A 16,980-nucleotide genomic window follows, 5' to 3' on the forward strand; every position below is an offset into this window, starting at 1 on the left:
AGCTGGAATCCATGTTGCTGTTGCTGTTCATAGGCAGCCGGCAAGCGTGGAAAGTCCCTGGATTCCCGCCTTCGCGGGAATGACGGTGAAGTGGTTTACCGCAGAGGGAGTGCCCGGATGCTGCGGGCCTGGATCCCGGCCTTCGCCGGGATGACGGTGGATTTGCTGTTGCTGTTGTTGCTGTTGTTGCTGTTGCTGTTGCTGCTGATACTTCTGTTGCTGTTGCTGTTGCTGTTGCTGTCGAACAGCCTTTCAGGTCACTAGCCCCGAAGGGCGCCGCACATGGATGTGCGGCGGTGAGCGCTGAGCCATGGATGGCGAATCGCGAACGCGCCCTTGCTTCCTCCGGTCGTGGGATTGATCTGGGCCCACTGCCCTTTCTTTTGGTTACTTTTCTTTGGGCAAGCAAAGAAAAGTGACCCGAGCGGCGCAGCCGATCGGAAGCCTTGCTATTGCTCCTTCATTGAGAAGCCTAAGAAAGCCAAATCAAAATGGATTCCAGCTTTCGCTGGAATGACGGTGACCGGGTTCGCCGTTATCGGAGTGCCCATGTGCTGCCGGCCTGGATCCCGGCCCTTCGACCAGCTCAGGACAGGCCTTCGCCGGGATGACGATGAGGTGGATTGCCCAAAGAAGGAGTGCCCGCGCGTTACGGGCCTGGGTCCCGGCCTTCGCCGGGATGACGATCAAGAACGGCGGCAACCGCGACGGCCGAACGGATCACGGCCTTCGTCATCGAGACGGCGACTGGTTCCGTCGCGCCAGCGACCCGACACCCACCCCGCACCCCGCGCCAGAAACCCGTTCATGAATCCGTGGCACGCCGCTTGCCTGTACCTGGCAGAACCCCACGCGGCACGGCACGAACCATGACCGATGCGATCTCCTCAATCATGTCCCAGATCCGCGCGCACGAAATGCGCATGCGCGGGCCGGACGCCGCGCCGGGCAATGCCATCGCCCCGTCGGCGCTGGCACCGGGGGCGGCCGGGGCGGCGCAGGGCGCGCCGGGATTCCAGCAGACGCTCAGCCATGCCATCGACAGCGTCAGCCGCGCGCAGAACACCAGCGGCGCATTGCAGCAAGCGTTCGAACTGGGCGATCCGCGCGCCGACCTGGCGCGCGTGATGGTCGCCATGCAGCAGTCGCAGGTCGCCTTCCGCGCCACGGTGGAAGTGCGCAACCGGCTGGTGCAGGCGTATCAGGACGTGATGAACATGCCGGTGTGATGAAACCGGGATTCGGGATTCGGGATTCGGGATTCGGGATTCGGGATTCGGGATTCGCAAGAGCAATGCACATGAGCCAGAAGACTTCCAGAACTGACACCTCCGCTTTTACGAATCCCTAATCCCGAATCACGAATCCCGGACAAGCAACATGGCCGTCATCACCCTCCCCAACCAGAACAAGCTGCGCGAACTGCGCGGGCTGCAGGACATCCCGGTGGTGCGGCAGCTGGGTCTGTTCGCGCTGGTGGCGTCGGTCATCGCGCTGGGCCTTTGGCTCTTCTTCTGGTCGCAGAAGCCGGACTACGTGCCGGTGTACGCGGGCCTGGACGCGAAGTCGACCAGCGAGGCCTCCGAGCTGCTCGCCACTTCGCAGATTCCGTTCCGCATCGATCCCGGTTCCGGCGCGCTGTCCGTCCCGCAGGAACAGCTCGGCCAGGCCAAGCTCGCGCTCGCCGCGGCCGGGTTGCCGGCGAAGACCGATTCGGGCTTCGACGCCATCAAGGGCGACCAGGGGTTCGGCACCAGCCAGTTCATCGAGAACGCGCGCTACCAGCACGCGCTGGAATCCGAACTGGCACGCACCATCGCCAACCTGCGCCCCGTGCGCGAAGCGCGCGTGCACCTGGCGATGCCCAAGCCGAGCGCGTTCACGCGGCAGAAGGAACCGGCGAGCGCCTCGGTGGTCCTGCAACTGCACAACGGATCCGCGCTCGAGCAAGGCCAGGTCGATGCGATCGTGCACCTGGTCGCGTCCAGCATTCCCGGGCTTCCGCCGGACCGCGTCACGGTGGTCGACCAGTACGGCCGCATGCTGTCCAACGTCGATCCGGATTCGGACGCGGCCATCAGCGCCAAGCAGTTCGACCAGCAGCATCGCCTGGAAGCCACCTACGTCCAGCGCATCCACGAACTGCTGGAGCCGATGACCGGCAGCGGCCGCGTCAGCGCACAGGTCAGCGTCGACATGGACTTCGCCCAGACCGAGGAAGCGCGCGAGATCTACGGCCCGCAGCAGCCGATGGTGCGCAGCGAGCAGTTGTCGGAATCCTCGGCCGGTGGCGGCAACACGGCACCGCAGGGCATTCCCGGCAGCGTGAGCAACACGCCCGCCGCGCCGGCGCAGGCCAACGCCGCCAACAACGCCGCGCAACCCAATGCCGCCGCCGTCGCGCAGCAACAGCAGCAGACCGCATCGAACGGGCCGTCCTCGCGCAGCTCAGTTCGCAATTACGAAATCGATCGCACGCTCACCCACACCCGCCAGGGCCCGGGCCGTGTGCGCCGCGTCACCGCCGCAGTGCTGGTGGACAACGTCCCCGCCGCCGCGGGCAAGGACGGAAAGCCGGCGCTGCGCGCGCTCACCGATCCCGAACTCAAGCGCATCGAGTCGCTGGTGCAGCAGGCGGTGGGTTTCGATTCCCAGCGCGGCGACGCGGTGTCGGTGGTCAACGCGCCGTTCGCGCGCGACATCACCGACACCGGCGAATCCGACCAGCCGCCGCTGTGGGAACATCCGCGTGCGATGGAATTCCTGCGCATCGCCGTCGGCGGCCTGGTGGTGCTGGTGTTGATCGTCACCGTCCTGCGCCCGCTGTTTCGCCAGTTGATGGGCGGCAAGGCGATGGCCAAGCCGCAGCAGATCACCACCGCCACCGTCCTGCCGGACGACGAGGACGTGGCCGTTTCGCTGTCGGCGCCGACCGACGCCGCACCGGCCGCGCTGCCGCCGGGTGCGATGACCTTCGACGACAAACTGGAAGTGGCACGCACGGCGGTCAGCACCGACTCCAAGCGCGTGGCACAAGTGGTACGCGACTGGGTGGAATCCGATGCCTGACACGACCGGCCTGACAGGCGTACAGCGCGCCGCCGTCGTCCTGCTCTCGCTCGGCGAGCAGCAGGCCGCCGAAGTGCTCAAGCACATGAGCGCCAAGGAAGTGCAGAAGCTCGGCGTCGCCATGACTTCGGTCAGCGGCGTCTCGCGCGAATCCGTGGGCAAGGTGATCGACCAGTTCGTCGAGACCCTCGCCCAGCCCAGCGGTCTGGGTTCGGGCGCCGACGAATACGTGCGCGCCGTGCTGGTGCAGGCGCTGGGCGAGGAACGCGCGAGCAGCCTGATCGACCGCATCCTGCTGGGCCGCAACACCTCCGGCCTGGACACGCTCAAGTGGATGGAGCCGCGCGCGATCGCCGACCTGGTGCGCAACGAACACCCGCAGATCATCGCGATCGTGATGGCGCACCTGGAAAGCGACCAGGCCGCCGACGCGCTCAAGTGTCTGCCCGACCGCGTGCGCGCCGACGTGCTGCTGCGCATCGCCACGCTCGACGGCATTCCGCCCAACGCACTCAATGAACTCAACGACGTGATGGCCCGCCAGTTCGCCGGCGCGCAGAACCTGAAGTCCTCGTCCGTCGGCGGCGTGAAGGTGGCGGCCAACATCCTCAACTTCATGGACTCCGGCCAGGACGAGATGATCCTGGGCACCATCGGCGAGATCGACAACGAACTGGGCGTGCGCATCCGCGACCTGATGTTCGTGTTCGACAACCTGGCCGAGATCGACGACCGCGCCATGCAGGCGCTGTTGCGCGAAGTGCCCAACGACAAGCTCGCCGTCGCCCTTCGCGGCGCCGAAGCAAAGGTGCGCGAGAAGATCACCTCCAACATGTCGCAGCGCGCGGCGGAAATCCTCGTGGAAGACATGGAAGCGCGCGGCCCGGTGCGGCTGGCGGAAGTCGAAGCGGCGCAGAAGGAAATCCTCGCGATGGTCCGCAAGATGGCCGACGCCGGCACGATCCAGCTGGCGGCCAAGGCCGAGGCGTTCGTATGAGCCTGACGGCGGCCTGGAACACCGAAATGGCCGGCGCCGTGCGCTGGACCGCGCCCGGCCTGGACGCGCCACCCGTCGAGCCGGTGGTCGAACTGCCGCCGCCGCCCAGCGTGGAGCAGTTGCAGGCCATCGAGCAGGCAGCGCACGACCAGGGCTACGCCGACGGCCTGGCGCGCGGACACGCGGAAGGCTTCGCGACGGGGCAGGCCGAAGTGCGTCGGCTCGTCGCGCAGATCGAAGGCATCCTCGACGGCTTCACGCGCCCGCTCTCGCGACTGGACGATGAAGTTTCCGAAGCGCTGGCCGAACTGGCCGTGCGCGTCGCCGGTTCGCTGCTGGGCCCGGCGTACACCGCCGATCCTTCGCTGCTGGCCGACCTGGTGCGCGAAGCGCTCGACGCCGTCGGCAGCAGCCAGCGCGAAGTCGAACTGCGCCTGCACCCGGACGACATGGGCGTGCTGTATCCGCACCTGGCCGGCCTGGACGGCGTGCGCCTGACCAACGACAGCACGCTGGCGCGCGGCGAACTGCGCGTGCACAGCGACGGCGTGCGCATCGACGGCACGATGGCGGCGCGCTTGCAGGCGGTGCTGGAGAGCACGATTGCGGTGCATGGGGTGGCGCGATGATGGCAACGTCCCTCCCATCAAGCTTCTGCCCCTCCCCCTGCTTGCAGGGGGAGGTTGGGAGGGGGTTCGAGGCGCGCCAGCGCCGAGCTCGCCGCGTTGCGGCTTCGCAACCCCTCCCCCACCCTCCCCTGCACGCAGGGGAGGGAGACACAGCGCAGGGAGCTTCCGCATGACCACCCCCGCCTCCCACTGGCTCGACGCCCGCAACCTGCGCCTGGCCTCGCGCCTGGACGCCGCCGCGCCCAAACCGCAATCGATGGGCCTGGCGCGCGAAGGCGTGCTGCGCCGCGCCGTCGGCCTCACGCTCGAAGCGTCGGGCTGCAGCGCACCGCTCGGCTCGCGCTGCCGCGTGGAAACGCACGGCGGCGTGTGGGTCGATGCGGAAGTCGTCGGCTTCTCCGGCGACCGCACCTTCCTCATGCCCAGCGCGCACCTGGAAGGCCTGCTGCCGAACGCACGCGTGGTGCCCAGCCGTCAGCGCGGCGAAGTCGCCGTCGGCGAAGGCCTGCTCGGCCGCGTGATCGACAGCGACGGCGTGCCGCTCGACGGCCGCGGCCCGATACGCGCCGAACACTGGGTCGGCCTGGCCGGCAAATCCGTCAATCCGCTGATGCGCGAACCGATCACGCGTTCGCTCGACGTCGGCGTGCGCGCCATCAATTCATTGCTGCCCATCGGCCGCGGCCAGCGCGTGGGCCTGTTCGCCGGTTCCGGCGTCGGCAAGTCCACGCTGCTGGGCATGATGACCCGCTTCACCGCCGCCGACGTCATCGTCGTGGGCCTGATCGGCGAACGCGGCCGCGAAGTGCGCGATTTCGTCGAAGCCACGCTGGGCGAGGAAGGCCTGCGTCGCGCCGTCGTCGTTGCCGCACCCGCCGACCGCCCGCCGCTGGCGCGTCTGCACGGCGCGTTGCGCGCGACGGCCATCGCCGAGTGGTACCGCGATCAGGGCCTGCACGTCTTGCTGCTGATGGACTCGCTCACCCGCTACGCGCACGCGCAGCGCGAGATCGGCTTGTCGGTGGGCGAACCGCCGACCACGCGCGGCTACCCGCCCAGCGTGTTCGCGAAACTTCCGGCGCTGGTGGAACGCGCGGGCAACGGCGCCGACGGGCGCGGCTCGATCACCGCGTTCTACACCGTGCTCACCGAAGGCGACGATCAGCAGGAACCGATCGCCGATGCCGCGCGCGCAATCCTCGACGGCCACATCGTGCTCACGCGCCGCATCGCCGACGCGGGCCAATACCCGGCCATCGACGTGGAAGTCTCGGTGAGCCGCGTGATGCAGGACATCACCGACGCCCCGTGGCGCGAGCGCATCCGCAAGCTCAAGCGGCTGATGGCCGCCTACAACGCACAGCGCGACCTGATCGCCATCGGCGCCTACCAGCGCGGCAACGATCCGGTCGTCGACGAAGCGCTGGCGCGCTGGCCGGCGATCCTGAATTTCCTGGGACAGGACGTGAGCGAGGCCGCCGACGTGCAGGCCAGCCGCGATGCCCTCGCCCGCCTTCTTGACGATGTTCGTGAACCCACAGTCGCCACCGCGACGACGGAGACCGCATGACCCGTTCGCAACGCCTCGATCCCCTGCTGAACCTGATGCAGCAGCGCCAGGACGCCGCCGCCCGCGAAGTCGCCGACCGCGACCGCCAGTTGGCCGAGCAGGAACAGCGCCTGGACGCGCTGCGCCGCTACGCCGAGGAATACGCCGTCACGCCGAACGACGCGACCATCGCACCGGCGTTGCTGGCCAACCGCATCGCCTTCCGCGCCAAGCTCGAAACGGCGGTGGATCAGCAAAGCCGCATCGTCGACAGCAGCCGCCAGAACCGCGACGTCGAACGCGCGCGCTTGATGCTCGCCAGCCGCGACGCCAAGGTGATGGAGCAGTTGGCGGGAAGCTACCGCGCGCAGGAATCGCGCGTGGCCGAGCAGCGCGTGCAGCGCGAGCTGGACGATCTCGGCGCGCGCCGCAGCGTGCATGCCAACGCAAGTGGCAACGCCAGCGACGGAGCGACCGAGTGATGCAGACGTTCTCCGCCCTGCTCGCCGGCCAGCGCGCGGCCGGCGCCAACGGCACGCGCAATGGCGGCGCTTCGTCCACGACGCAGGACGACGCCGGTGCGTCCAGCGGGTTCGACCAGATGTTGCAGGCGCAGGGCGCGCGATCGGATTCCCGATCGTCGTCGCCTTCGCCTGCGTCCCGAACGCCGGAGTCCAGTCGCGCGGACGGCGCCCAACGGCCGCGCGACTCCGGCCCTTCGCGTCCGTCGCAGGACGCGTCGCAGAACGATTCGAAAGCGACCGAAGCCAAGCCGCGCGACAACGTGCGCGCTGAAGCGAGGGACGACGCGCCGCGCGAACCACGCAGCGCCGAAACGTCCGACACGCAGGGCGGCGAAGCGAGCGCGCCCGCCCACGACGACGCCACTGCCACCGCAACGGCCGAAGCGTCGCCGACGCCTGCGGCGAACGATGCCGCCGCACCCGCGCTGCCCGAGCAACTGCTGGCGCTGCTGAACGGCCTCGCCGGCGCGACCGCCGCCGCGCCCACGGCGACGACGGATGCATTGCCGGCCGCGCTGGCGCCGACCGCCCCGGATAACGCCGCCACCGGCGCGCAGGGCGCGACCGCCGCGAAGCCGACGCTGCCGACGCTTCCCACCGCATTGCCGGCGACGACGCCCGCGACGCCGGCCGAAGGCGACGCCACGGCCGCCTTCGCCGTGGCGATGGGCGCCGCGGTCTCCGCCGACGGCGACGCGAACGCGCCCGACGCGACCTTCGACACGGGCGCGATCGGCGAGGTCGGCGACACGGCCGCGACGCCGCCGCTGTCGGTTTCGAACGCCACGACGCATCCGCTGTCGCGCGCCACGGTCGCCGCGGTCATGGCGAACCAGCCGCTGGGCGTCGACAAGGGCTTCGAGGACGGCTTCGGTTCGCGCATCGCGTGGCTGGCCGACCAGAAGATCGGCCACGCGGAAATCCGCGTCACGCCGGATCATCTGGGCACGATCGACGTGCGCCTGCAGCTGGACGGCAATCGCGTCAACGCGGAATTCAACAGCGCCCAGGCCGAGGTCCGGCACGCGCTGGAGTCGAGCCTGCCGCGCCTGCGCGACATGCTCGGGCAGCAGGGCTTGCAGCTGGGGCATGCGGATGTCGGCCAGCGGCAGCCGGGGCAGCAGGCGCCCGCGAACGGCCAACCCGGCCCCCTCGGCGGCGACGGTGCCGACAGCGCGGCCCATGCCGGCTCGACGCCCGGCCCGGCGGTGCGCGCCTCGCGCGGGTTGCTGGATGAGTACGCGTGACCGATTGAGCGCCCTCGGGCACTGACGGGAGTCTGGCGCGGGACGTCCGTCAAAAGACCGACGCGCCGGGGCGGGCGGTTTTCATCGCTACCGTCCCACCTCCACCGTCATCCCGGCGAAGGCCGGGACCCAGGCTGTCACGTCGTCCGCTCCGTCTCGTCATTCCAGCGGAAGCTGGAATCCATCTTGATCTTCAGCTTTGCCGGCGAGGCCTGGAACAGCGCAAATGGATTCCAGCTTTCGCTGGAATGACGGTGAGGCGGGGCGTCGGCAATGAGAGGGCCCTGAACGCTCCGGGCCTGGGTCCCGGCCTTCGCCGGGATGACGGGAGGAATCGAGCAGCCGCCACCGCTCCCACTTCCAACCCACGGCACACCCCTTGCACGGCACCGGCATTCCCCATCGCCGAGTTCCGCGCATGTCCAAGCCCTCCGCCCACGCCGCTCCTCCGATCCCGCCGCGCAGCAACAACCTCGCGCTGTGGATTCTGATCGTGCTGCTGGTGATCGGCATCGCCGGCGCCGGCGCGTGGTGGTTCCTGCAAGGACGCGGCGCGCAGGCCCACGCCGCCGAACCGGCCGCCGCCGCGACGCGTGCGCCGGCCCGCTACTACGCCCTCGAACCGGCCTTCGTGGTCAACCTCGCCGACACCGGCGCGGTGCGCTACCTGCAGGCCGACGTCCAGGTCATGACGCGCGATGAAGCCACCGGCGCCGCGCTGGAACTGCACACCCCCGCCATCCGCAACCGCCTGCTGTTGCTGTTCGGCCAGCACACCGCCGCGCAGCTCGCGCAGCGCTCGGCCAAGGAGCGCCTGCAGGAACAGGCCCTGGCCGAAGTTCGCGGCGTGCTCCGCGCCGAACGCGCGCCCGACAAGGTCGAGGCGGTGTTCTTCACCAGCCTGGTCACGCAGTAACGGCCTTCACGAGAGCCTGATCCGATGATGAGCGACCTGCTGTCACAGGACGAAATCGACGCCCTCCTGCACGGCGTGGATTCCGGCGCGGTCGAGACCGAGCCGCCGCCGGTTCCGGGCGAAGCGCGCAGTTACGACTTCGCCAGCCAGGACCGCATCGTCCGCGGCAAGCTGCCGACGCTGGAGATGATCAACGAGCGCTTCGCGCGCACGTGGCGCATCGGCCTGTTCAACCTGCTGCGCCGCTCGGCCGACCTGTCGGTGCGCGGCATCGACCTGATCCGCTTCGGCGAGTACATGCATTCGCTGCAGGTGCCGACCAACCTCAACCTGGTGAAGATGAAGCCGCTGCGCGGCACCGCGCTGGTGATGTTCGAACCGCGCCTGGTGTTCACCGTGGTGGACAACTTCTTCGGCGGCTCGGGCAAGTACCACACGCGCATCGAAGGCCGCGAGTTCACGCCCACCGAGATGCGCGTGATCCAGCTGCTGCTCAAGCAGACCTTCGCCGACCTGGTGGACGCGTGGGCGCCGGTGATGCCGGTGGAGTTCGAATACCTCAATTCCGAGGTCAATCCGCACTTCGCCAACATCATCAGCCCGCGCGAATACATCGTGGTGTGCCGCTTCCACGTCGAGCTGGACGGCGGCGGCGGCGAATTCCATGTGTCGCTGCCGTACGCGATGCTCGAACCGATCCGAGAGGCGCTGGACGCCGGCGTGCAGAGCGACCGCATCGAACGCGACGAAAGCTGGACGGTCGCGCTGCGCTCGCAGCTGCACGACGCCGAGATCGAACTGTCCAGCGTGCTGGCGCAGCGCTCGATCAGCCTGCGCGAGCTGTGCCGGCTGCGCGTGGGCGACGTGATTCCGCTGGAAATCCCGCGCACGGCGACGCTGAAGGTCGAGCAGATGCCGTTGTTCTCCGGCGAGTTCGGCACGCACAACGGCCGCAACGCCATCAAGGTCAACACCGTGCACGCCGTACGCGAGAAGCCGGTGTTCGACCCCACCAATCCCGACTCCATCGCGGTCCACGCCGCGCTCACCCAGGCCTGACGCCGATGACCAGCAACGACTCCGCCGCACGCGCCGCTTTCGATCCGCTCACCGCTGATGGCGGCATCGCCAGCGACCTCAACCTGGACGTGATCCTCGACGTGCCGGTCACGCTGTCGCTCGAGGTCGGCCGCGCGCGCATTCCGATCCGCAACCTGCTGCAGCTCAATCAGGGTTCGGTGGTCGAACTGGAGCGCGCCGCCGGCGAACCGCTGGATCTGTACGTCAACGGCACGCTGATCGCGCAGGGCGAAGTGGTCGTCGTCAACGATCGTTTCGGCGTGCGTCTGACCGACGTGGTCAGCCCGGCCGAGCGGATCAAGAGGCTGCGATGATCGCTGCGGGTACTGTCGACGCAGCCGCTGCGTCTGCCCTCACCCGAACCCCTCTCCCGCGAGCGGGAGAGGGGCTCGGCGACCGCGCGATGGTTGCGATCGGAAATGATGCGGCTGTCGTTTCGTCGGGTGCGCCCGTGAACTCCCTCCCCTGCTTGCAGGGGAGGGTTGGGGAGGGGTGTGAGCCGCTTGCGGCGAACGTGTCACAGGAAGGCTCGGCGCAAGGCGCCTCGCTACCCCCTCCCAGCCCGCAGCCATCGGGCGATGGCCCGATGGCGTTCGTCGGGACGCGCGCCAATGGCGCGCAAGCCGTCCCTCCTCACCCCCTGCAAGCAGGGGGAGCAAAAGCAGGGGGAGCGGCCAACGCGCAGCACACCGCCACCGTCGCGCACCCCGCCAAACCGCAAGCCTTCGCCAAGCCCGCCGACGGCCCCGGCATCGGCGGCGCGGTGTTCGCATTGATCCTGGTGGTGTCGCTGATCCTCGGCCTGGGCTGGCTCGCGCGTCGCATGCCGGGCGTGGGCCGTGCATCCAACACCAACGCGCTGCGCGTCGTCGGTTCGCTGGCGCTGGGGCCGCGCGATCGCGTGGTCGTGGTGGAAGTCGGAAACACGCAGCTGCTGCTGGGCGTCGGCCAGAACGGCATGACGACGCTGCACACACTGGCCGAACCGCTGCCTCTGGCACAGCCTTCGCAGGGGAATGCCGTCAGTCCGTTCGCGCAGTTGCTGGCGCAGCATTTCGGGAAGAAGCCGTGAGCGCCGTGGCGCCACGCGTTCACGGAAGCCGGCAGCCCTCCACCGTCGTTCCAGCGAAAGCTGGAACCCATGTTGATCTTCCTGCCGTGAAATCGAACCCAAGAGCAAAAGCAAAATGGATCCCAGCTTTCGCTGGGATGACGGGATATGCCCGTTGCGTTGGGGTGACGGAGAGGCACCACTCCACCGGGATGACGTCGGAACTCGTCCGCCGCATCGCCATCGCCCTGTCCCTCGCCCTGGCGCTGCTCTTCATCGCGCCGGCCTTCCTGCCCGTCCACGCACAGGCGCTGCCCACGCCGGTTTCCACGCAGGCCCAGTCCGCGCCGGCGCCGGCGTCGCCCGCGCTGGCCGCGTTGAACAAGCCGTTGCCCTCGGTCACGGTCGGCAAGATCGGCGGCGAACCGGTCAGCATGCCGATGCAGGTGCTGCTGCTGATGACCGGCATCACGCTGCTGCCGGCGGCGTTGCTGGGACTGACCGCGTTCACGCGCATCATCATCGTGCTGGGCCTGCTTCGACAGGCACTGGGCACCGGGCAGACGCCGAGCAACCAGGTGCTGATGGCGCTGGCGTTGTTCCTCACCGCGATGGTGATGACGCCGGTGTTCGACCAGGCCTGGGCCGCCGGCATCGCGCCCTACCTCAACGACCAGATGGATTTCCGCAGCGCATGGACCGCCGCGTCCGAGCCGTTCCGCGGTTTCATGCTCGCGCAGATCCGCGAGACCGACCTCATGACGTTCGCCGGGTTGTCCAACAGCGGCCCGTACGCGACGCCGCAGGACGTGCCCTTCAGCGTGCTGGCCGCGTCGTTCCTCACCAGCGAGTTGAAGACCGCGTTCGAGATCGCGTTCCTGATCTACATCCCGTTCGTGATCATCGACCTGGTCGTGGCGAGCGTGCTGATGTCGATGGGCATGATGATGCTCTCGCCGATGCTGATCTCGGCGCCGTTCAAGATCCTGCTGTTCGTGCTGGTGGACGGCTGGGTGCTGGTGGTCGGTTCGCTCGCCGCCAGCTTCAACGTGGCGTGACGTCATGACGCCGGAAACCGCCCTCACCGAAATCGGCCGCGGCCTGCAGATGGCGCTGGTGCTGGGCGCGCCGCCGCTCATCGCCGTGCTCGTCGTCGGCGTGGTCGTCGGCATCGTGCAGGCCGCCACGCAGATCAACGAACCCACGATCGGCTTCGTCGTGAAGGCCATCGCGCTGGTGGCGACGCTGGCGCTCACCGGGCACTTCCTGCTCGGGAAGATGGTGGCGTTCACGGCGGATCTGTTTCATCGGATTCCGCACTTGGTGGGGTGAGGCCGGCCGTTTACGCCGCACTGCCGCGTGGCCTGCCGAACGACCGGCCATGGATGGCCGGGCCGGGCGATCCGAAGCCAATCGCGTCCCGCCATGGATGGCAGTGAGAGAGAAGGAAGCATCGTGCAAGCAGACATCGCCCACCTTTCACCGTTCGTCCTGAGCGTAGGCGCGAAGCGCCGAAGTCGAAGGATGGACGGGATGCAGGCGGCTCCACTGGCGCGTGATGCCCGCTCGTCCTTCGACTTCGGGCCTGCGGCCCTACGCTCAGGACGAACGGGGAATACCTTGGCGCCCTTCCGTCGTCGAATGCAGGCGGCCTGATGGAACCCACCACCGCCACCGTCATCGACGGCCTCAACCTGTTCGGCATGCTCGGCACCGTGCTGTGGCATGCCATCCGCATCGGTGCGGCGATGCAGGCGATGCCGATGCTGGGCGGTCGCAGCATGCCGATGCGCGCGCGACTCATGGTGACGCTGGCGATTTCCGGCGCGTTGTCGGCGCTGCTGCCGACGCCGCCCGCGGCCGGCGTGGATGCGATGACAGTCCTCACCGTGCTGCGCGAATTCGCCGTCGGCATCGCCATCGGCACGATCCTGCGCCTGGCCTTCGAGGCCGGGCAGTTCGCCGGCGAACTGGTGTCGCAGGGCATGGGCCTGTCGTTCGCGACGATGGCCGACCCGCTCAGCGGTGCGTCCTCGCCGGTGCTGGCGCAGTGGTTCTACCTCGTGTTCGGCCTGCTGTTCTTCACCTTCGACGGCCACCTGGCGCTGGTGAAGCTGCTGCTGGACAGCTACCACGCACTGCCGCTGGGCACGCCGCTGGTGGACGTGCAGCAGTTCCTGTCGGTGGTGCCGACGTTCTTCTCCACCGCGTTACAGGCCGGGCTGCTGCTGGCGCTGCCGGTGATCGTCGCGCTGCTGGCGGTGAACCTCGCCTTCGGCGTGCTGGCGCGCGCGGCGCCGCAGCTCAACCCCGTGCAGCTGGGCCTGCCGGTGGCGCTGCTGGTCGGGCTGGTGCTGCTGATGCTTCTGGCACGGGAGCTGCAGGGACCGGTGGAGCGCTTGTTCGATGAAGCGTTCAACGCGGCGCGGGCGCTGACGGCTTGAACCCCCTCCCCTGCTTGCAGCCCCTGGAGCCCGGGTAAGCGCAGCGCACCCGGGGACTGGCCGCGTGCCAGTTGCCGGACGCCACCCCGAGTGCGCTTCGCTTACCCGGGCTACGCAGGCGAAGAAGGCGTTTGGCACGCTCGCTGCAGGGATCGGCTGGCCGAGGGAATGAACGCCGATGTCCGAAGACCAGGAAGACAAAACCGAACAGCCATCAGAAAAACGATTGCGCGAAGCGCGCGAACGCGGCGACGTTCCGCGATCGCGCGAATTGGGCAACGTGGCGGTGCTCGGCTGCGCGGCGATGGCGCTGGTCGCGACCGGCTCCAGCATCGGCACCGCGTCGCAGGACTGGCTGCGCGAAGCGCTCACCCTCGATCCGGCGATGCTCGGCCAGCACGACCGCCTCCTCACGCACGCCGCGCTGCTGCTGCTCGGCCTGGTCAAGCCGATGCTGCCCATCCTGCTGGCCGCGCTGGCCGCATGCTTCATCGCGCCGGCGGTGATGGGCGGATTGCGCTTCGCGTCGAAGTCGCTCGCCCCGGATTTCGCGCGCATGAGCCCGATGGCAGGCCTCAAGCGCATGTACGGAAAGGAAAGTCTCGCCGAGCTGGTGCGCTCGGTCCTGCGCGTGCTGCTCATCGGCGGCCTCGGCGGCATGGTGGTGTACGGCGCGTTCACCCACCTGATCGACATGGCGAAGATGCCGCTGAATGAAGCCGTCGGCGTGGGCCTGTCGTTGATCACCAAGGCGGTGCTGGCGATGGTCGGCGCACTCGGCGTACTGGCGCTGATCGACGTGCCCTGGCAGCACTTCCAGTACCGCAACAAGCTCAAGATGAGCAAGCAGGAACTGCGCGACGAATACAAGGAAAGCGAAGGCAATCCGGAAGTGAAGGCGCGTGTGCGCCAGATCGCCGCGCAGCTGTCGCGCCGCCAGATGATGGAAGCGGTGCCGACCGCCGACGTGATCGTCACCAACCCGACCCACTTCGCCGTCGCGCTCAAGTACGAGGCCGGCAAGATGCGCGCGCCCAAGGTCGTCGCCAAGGGCGTGGACGAGATGGCGCTGGCCATCCGCGACGTGGCCGGCAAGCACCGGGTCAGCATCGTCGAGGCACCGCCTCTGGCACGCGCCTTGTATCGGCATGCGCAGATCGACCAGGAGATCCCGGTGAAGCTCTACGCGGCCGTCGCGCAGGTGTTGTCCTACGTCTACCAGCTCAAGCGCTGGCACCCCGCGCACGGGCCGATGCCGAGCCTGGGCGATGTCTCCGTGGACTCCGTGCTGGCCGATGGCGCAGCCGATGACGGAAAGCCGACGGCATGAGCAGTCAGTTCTCTGTCGCCAACATGGGCCACGCCGTGAAGAGCGGCCTGGCGACGCCGGTGATCGTGCTGGCGATGCTCGCCATGGTCATCGTGCCGCTCTCGCCGCTGGTGCTGGACGCGCTGTTCACCGTCAACATCGCCATGTCGCTGGTGGTGCTGCTGGCGGTGGTGTACGTCAAGCGGCCGCTGGAGTTCTCGATCTTCCCCAGCGTGCTGCTGCTGGTCACGCTGCTGCGCCTGGCGCTGAACGTCGCCTCCACCCGCGTGGTGCTGCTGCACGGCCACCAGGGCCCGGCGGCGGCGGGCCACGTGATCGAATCCTTCGGCCAGTTCGTCATCGGCGGCAGCTTCGCGGTCGGCATCGTGGTGTTCGCGATCCTGACCATCGTCAACTTCGTCGTCGTCACCAAGGGCGCCGGGCGCATCTCGGAAGTGTCGGCGCGCTTCATCCTCGACGCCCTGCCCGGCAAGCAGATGGCGATCGACGCCGACCTCAACGCCGGCCTGCTCACCCGCGAAGACGCGAAGATGCGCCGCGAGGAAGTGCGCGCGGAAGCCGACTTCTACGGTTCGATGGACGGCGCCAGCAAGTTCGTGCGCGGCGACGCCATCGCCGGCCTGCTGATCCTGGCGATCAACATCATCGGCGGCGTGCTGATCGGCGTGCTCCAGCACGAGATGACGTTCAAGGACGCAGGCACCACGTACGTGTTGCTGGCGATCGGCGACGGCCTGGTCGCGCAGCTGCCGGCGCTGCTGATCTCCACCGCGGTCGCCATGCTGGTCACGCGCGCCACGCGCGAACAGGAAATGGGCGCGGCGGTCACCACGCAGGTGCTGCACCCGCGTGCGCTGGCCGTGGCGGCGGCGCTGATGGCGCTGGTCGGCATCGTGCCGGGCATGCCGAACGTGCCGTTCCTGATCCTGGCGGCGATGCTGGGATACGCGGCATGGCGGCTGCACAAGCGCTCGCTGGCGCCGCCGACGGACGTGATCGAAGGCGAGCTGGCCACCGCGGCCGCCGCCGCGCAGCCGGAACTGAGCTGGGACGAACTGCGTCCGGTCGAGCCGCTGGGCCTGGAAGTGGGTTATCGCCTGATCGCGCTGGTCGACAAGAACCAGGGCGGCGAACTGCTGGCGCGCCTGAAGGGCGTGCGCCGCAAATTGACGCAGGACCTGGGTTTCCTGATTCCCGCCGTGCACGTGCGCGACAACCTCGAACTGGCGCCGGGCCTGTACCGCGTGCTCGTGCATGGCGTGCCGATCGCCAGCGGCGAGATCCACCCCGACCGCCACCTCGCGCTCGACCCGGGCCACGTGTTCGGCAAGCTCGAAGGCATTCCCGGCAAGGACCCGGCGTTCGGACTGGACGCGGTGTGGATCCAGCCGGGCCAGCGCGCGCAGGCCGAATCGCTGGGCTACACGGTGGTCGATGCGGCCACCGTGGTCGCCACGCACCTCTCGCACCTGGTGCGCGAACGCGCCGCCGAACTGCTCGGCCACGAGGAAGTGCAGCAGCTGCTGGCCACGCTGGGCCGCGCCTCGCCGCGCCTGGTCGAAGACCTGACGCCGAAGCTGCTGCCGCTGTCGACCGTGGTGCGCGTGCTGCAGTCGCTATTGGCCGAACGCGTGCCGGTGCGGCAGCTGCGGCAGATCGTCGAAGCGTTGCTGGAACACGGCGCGCACACGCAGGACCCGGCGCTGCTGACGGCCGCCGTGCGCACCGCGCTGGGCCGATTCATCGTCCAGGAACTCAACGGACTGGGCGCCGAACTGCCCGTCTATACCTTGGCGCCGGCTTTGGAACGGGTATTGCAGGACTCCGTCAGCGGCCAGGGCGCCGCGCTGGAACCCGGACTCGCCGAGCGTCTGCATCAGAACCTCAGCGAGTGCGTCACCCGCCAGGAAGGCCGCGGCGAACCCGCGGTGCTGCTGGTTCCCGGTGGGATCCGTTCCGCGATCGCCCGGCTCGTGCGGCACAGCGTCCCCGCGCTGACCGTGCTGGCCTACGGCGAAGTGCCGGAGGACAAGCGGTTGCGGTTGGTGGGGTCGGTGGGGTGAAAAGCCGGGATTGGGAGTTCGGGATTGGGGATTCGTAGGAGCAAAAGCATGACTCACGCCCACTTCAATGATTCGCCGGTC

At 68.7% G+C, this 16,980-nt stretch carries 17 protein-coding genes; all 17 read left to right on the forward strand.

Annotated elements, in window-relative coordinates:
• Nucleotides 1-117: 117 nt before the first annotated feature.
• The 17 genes from JI752_RS11385 to flhA all read left to right on the forward strand — a co-directional run bounded on the left by JI752_RS11385 (nt 118) and on the right by flhA (nt 16,899).
• Entirely contained in the window at nt 118-264 is a 147-nt protein-coding gene (locus JI752_RS11385; RefSeq protein WP_216963905.1) for a hypothetical protein, read from the forward strand.
• A 605-nt stretch (nt 265-869) separates the two neighbouring features.
• Nucleotides 870-1,229 carry a flagellar hook-basal body complex protein FliE gene (fliE, locus tag JI752_RS11390; RefSeq protein WP_216963907.1) on the forward strand — a complete coding sequence of 120 codons (360 nt, stop codon included), beginning with the start codon at nt 870-872 and terminating at the stop codon, nt 1,227-1,229.
• 151 nt (nt 1,230-1,380) lie between these two features.
• Complete coding sequence (gene fliF / locus JI752_RS11395) at nt 1,381-3,069, forward strand: flagellar basal-body MS-ring/collar protein FliF (RefSeq protein ID WP_216963909.1); 1,689 nt, start codon at nt 1,381-1,383, stop codon at nt 3,067-3,069.
• 10 nt (nt 3,070-3,079) lie between these two features.
• Entirely contained in the window at nt 3,080-4,066 is a 987-nt protein-coding gene (gene fliG / locus JI752_RS11400) for a flagellar motor switch protein FliG (RefSeq protein ID WP_216964322.1), read from the forward strand.
• 26 nt (nt 4,067-4,092) lie between these two features.
• Nucleotides 4,093-4,695 (forward strand): FliH/SctL family protein, encoded by a 603-nt coding sequence (locus tag JI752_RS11405; protein ID WP_216964324.1) that lies wholly within the window; start codon nt 4,093-4,095, stop codon nt 4,693-4,695.
• Nucleotides 4,696-4,864: 169 nt separating this feature from the next.
• Nucleotides 4,865-6,265 (forward strand): flagellar protein export ATPase FliI, encoded by a 1,401-nt coding sequence (gene fliI, locus JI752_RS11410; RefSeq protein WP_216963911.1) that lies wholly within the window; start codon nt 4,865-4,867, stop codon nt 6,263-6,265.
• Nucleotides 6,262-6,726, forward strand: coding sequence for a flagellar export protein FliJ (fliJ, locus tag JI752_RS11415; protein ID WP_216963913.1), 465 nt, complete (start codon nt 6,262-6,264; stop codon nt 6,724-6,726). The genes fliI and fliJ overlap by 4 nt, the downstream gene beginning before the upstream one ends.
• On the forward strand, nt 6,726-8,015 hold the full coding sequence (locus JI752_RS11420; protein WP_216963915.1) for a flagellar hook-length control protein FliK: 1,290 nt from the start codon (nt 6,726-6,728) through the stop codon (nt 8,013-8,015). Before fliJ ends, JI752_RS11420 begins: the two co-directional genes overlap by 1 nt.
• Before the next feature lie 418 nt (nt 8,016-8,433).
• On the forward strand, nt 8,434-8,931 hold the full coding sequence (locus JI752_RS11425) for a flagellar basal body-associated FliL family protein (protein ID WP_216963917.1): 498 nt from the start codon (nt 8,434-8,436) through the stop codon (nt 8,929-8,931).
• Nucleotides 8,932-8,958: 27 nt separating this feature from the next.
• A complete protein-coding gene (fliM, locus tag JI752_RS11430; protein ID WP_216963919.1) occupies nt 8,959-9,990 on the forward strand; it encodes a flagellar motor switch protein FliM in 1,032 nt (343 codons plus the stop codon).
• Nucleotides 9,991-9,995: 5 nt separating this feature from the next.
• On the forward strand, nt 9,996-10,325 hold the full coding sequence (fliN, locus tag JI752_RS11435) for a flagellar motor switch protein FliN (RefSeq protein WP_216963921.1): 330 nt from the start codon (nt 9,996-9,998) through the stop codon (nt 10,323-10,325).
• Nucleotides 10,326-10,597: 272 nt separating this feature from the next.
• The gene (gene fliO / locus JI752_RS11440; protein WP_216963923.1) at nt 10,598-11,083 is read left to right on the forward strand and encodes a flagellar biosynthetic protein FliO; all 486 of its coding nucleotides are present in this window, start codon (nt 10,598-10,600) and stop codon (nt 11,081-11,083) included.
• A 191-nt stretch (nt 11,084-11,274) separates the two neighbouring features.
• Entirely contained in the window at nt 11,275-12,120 is an 846-nt protein-coding gene (fliP, locus tag JI752_RS11445) for a flagellar type III secretion system pore protein FliP (RefSeq protein WP_216963925.1), read from the forward strand.
• A 4-nt stretch (nt 12,121-12,124) separates the two neighbouring features.
• Nucleotides 12,125-12,394, forward strand: coding sequence for a flagellar biosynthetic protein FliQ (locus tag JI752_RS11450; RefSeq protein WP_216963928.1), 270 nt, complete (start codon nt 12,125-12,127; stop codon nt 12,392-12,394).
• A gap of 323 nt (nt 12,395-12,717) precedes the next feature.
• Nucleotides 12,718-13,506, forward strand: a complete 789-nt coding sequence (gene fliR, locus JI752_RS11455; protein WP_216963931.1) for a flagellar biosynthetic protein FliR — start codon at nt 12,718-12,720, stop codon at nt 13,504-13,506.
• 178 nt (nt 13,507-13,684) lie between these two features.
• Entirely contained in the window at nt 13,685-14,836 is a 1,152-nt protein-coding gene (gene flhB, locus JI752_RS11460; RefSeq protein ID WP_216963934.1) for a flagellar biosynthesis protein FlhB, read from the forward strand.
• Complete coding sequence (flhA, locus tag JI752_RS11465) at nt 14,833-16,899, forward strand: flagellar biosynthesis protein FlhA (protein ID WP_254200557.1); 2,067 nt, start codon at nt 14,833-14,835, stop codon at nt 16,897-16,899. Before flhB ends, flhA begins: the two co-directional genes overlap by 4 nt.
• Nucleotides 16,900-16,980 lie beyond the last annotated feature (81 nt).

The sequence above is a fragment of the Lysobacter sp. MMG2 genome (genome assembly GCF_016735495.2).
Taxonomy (GTDB): domain Bacteria; phylum Pseudomonadota; class Gammaproteobacteria; order Xanthomonadales; family Xanthomonadaceae; genus Lysobacter_J.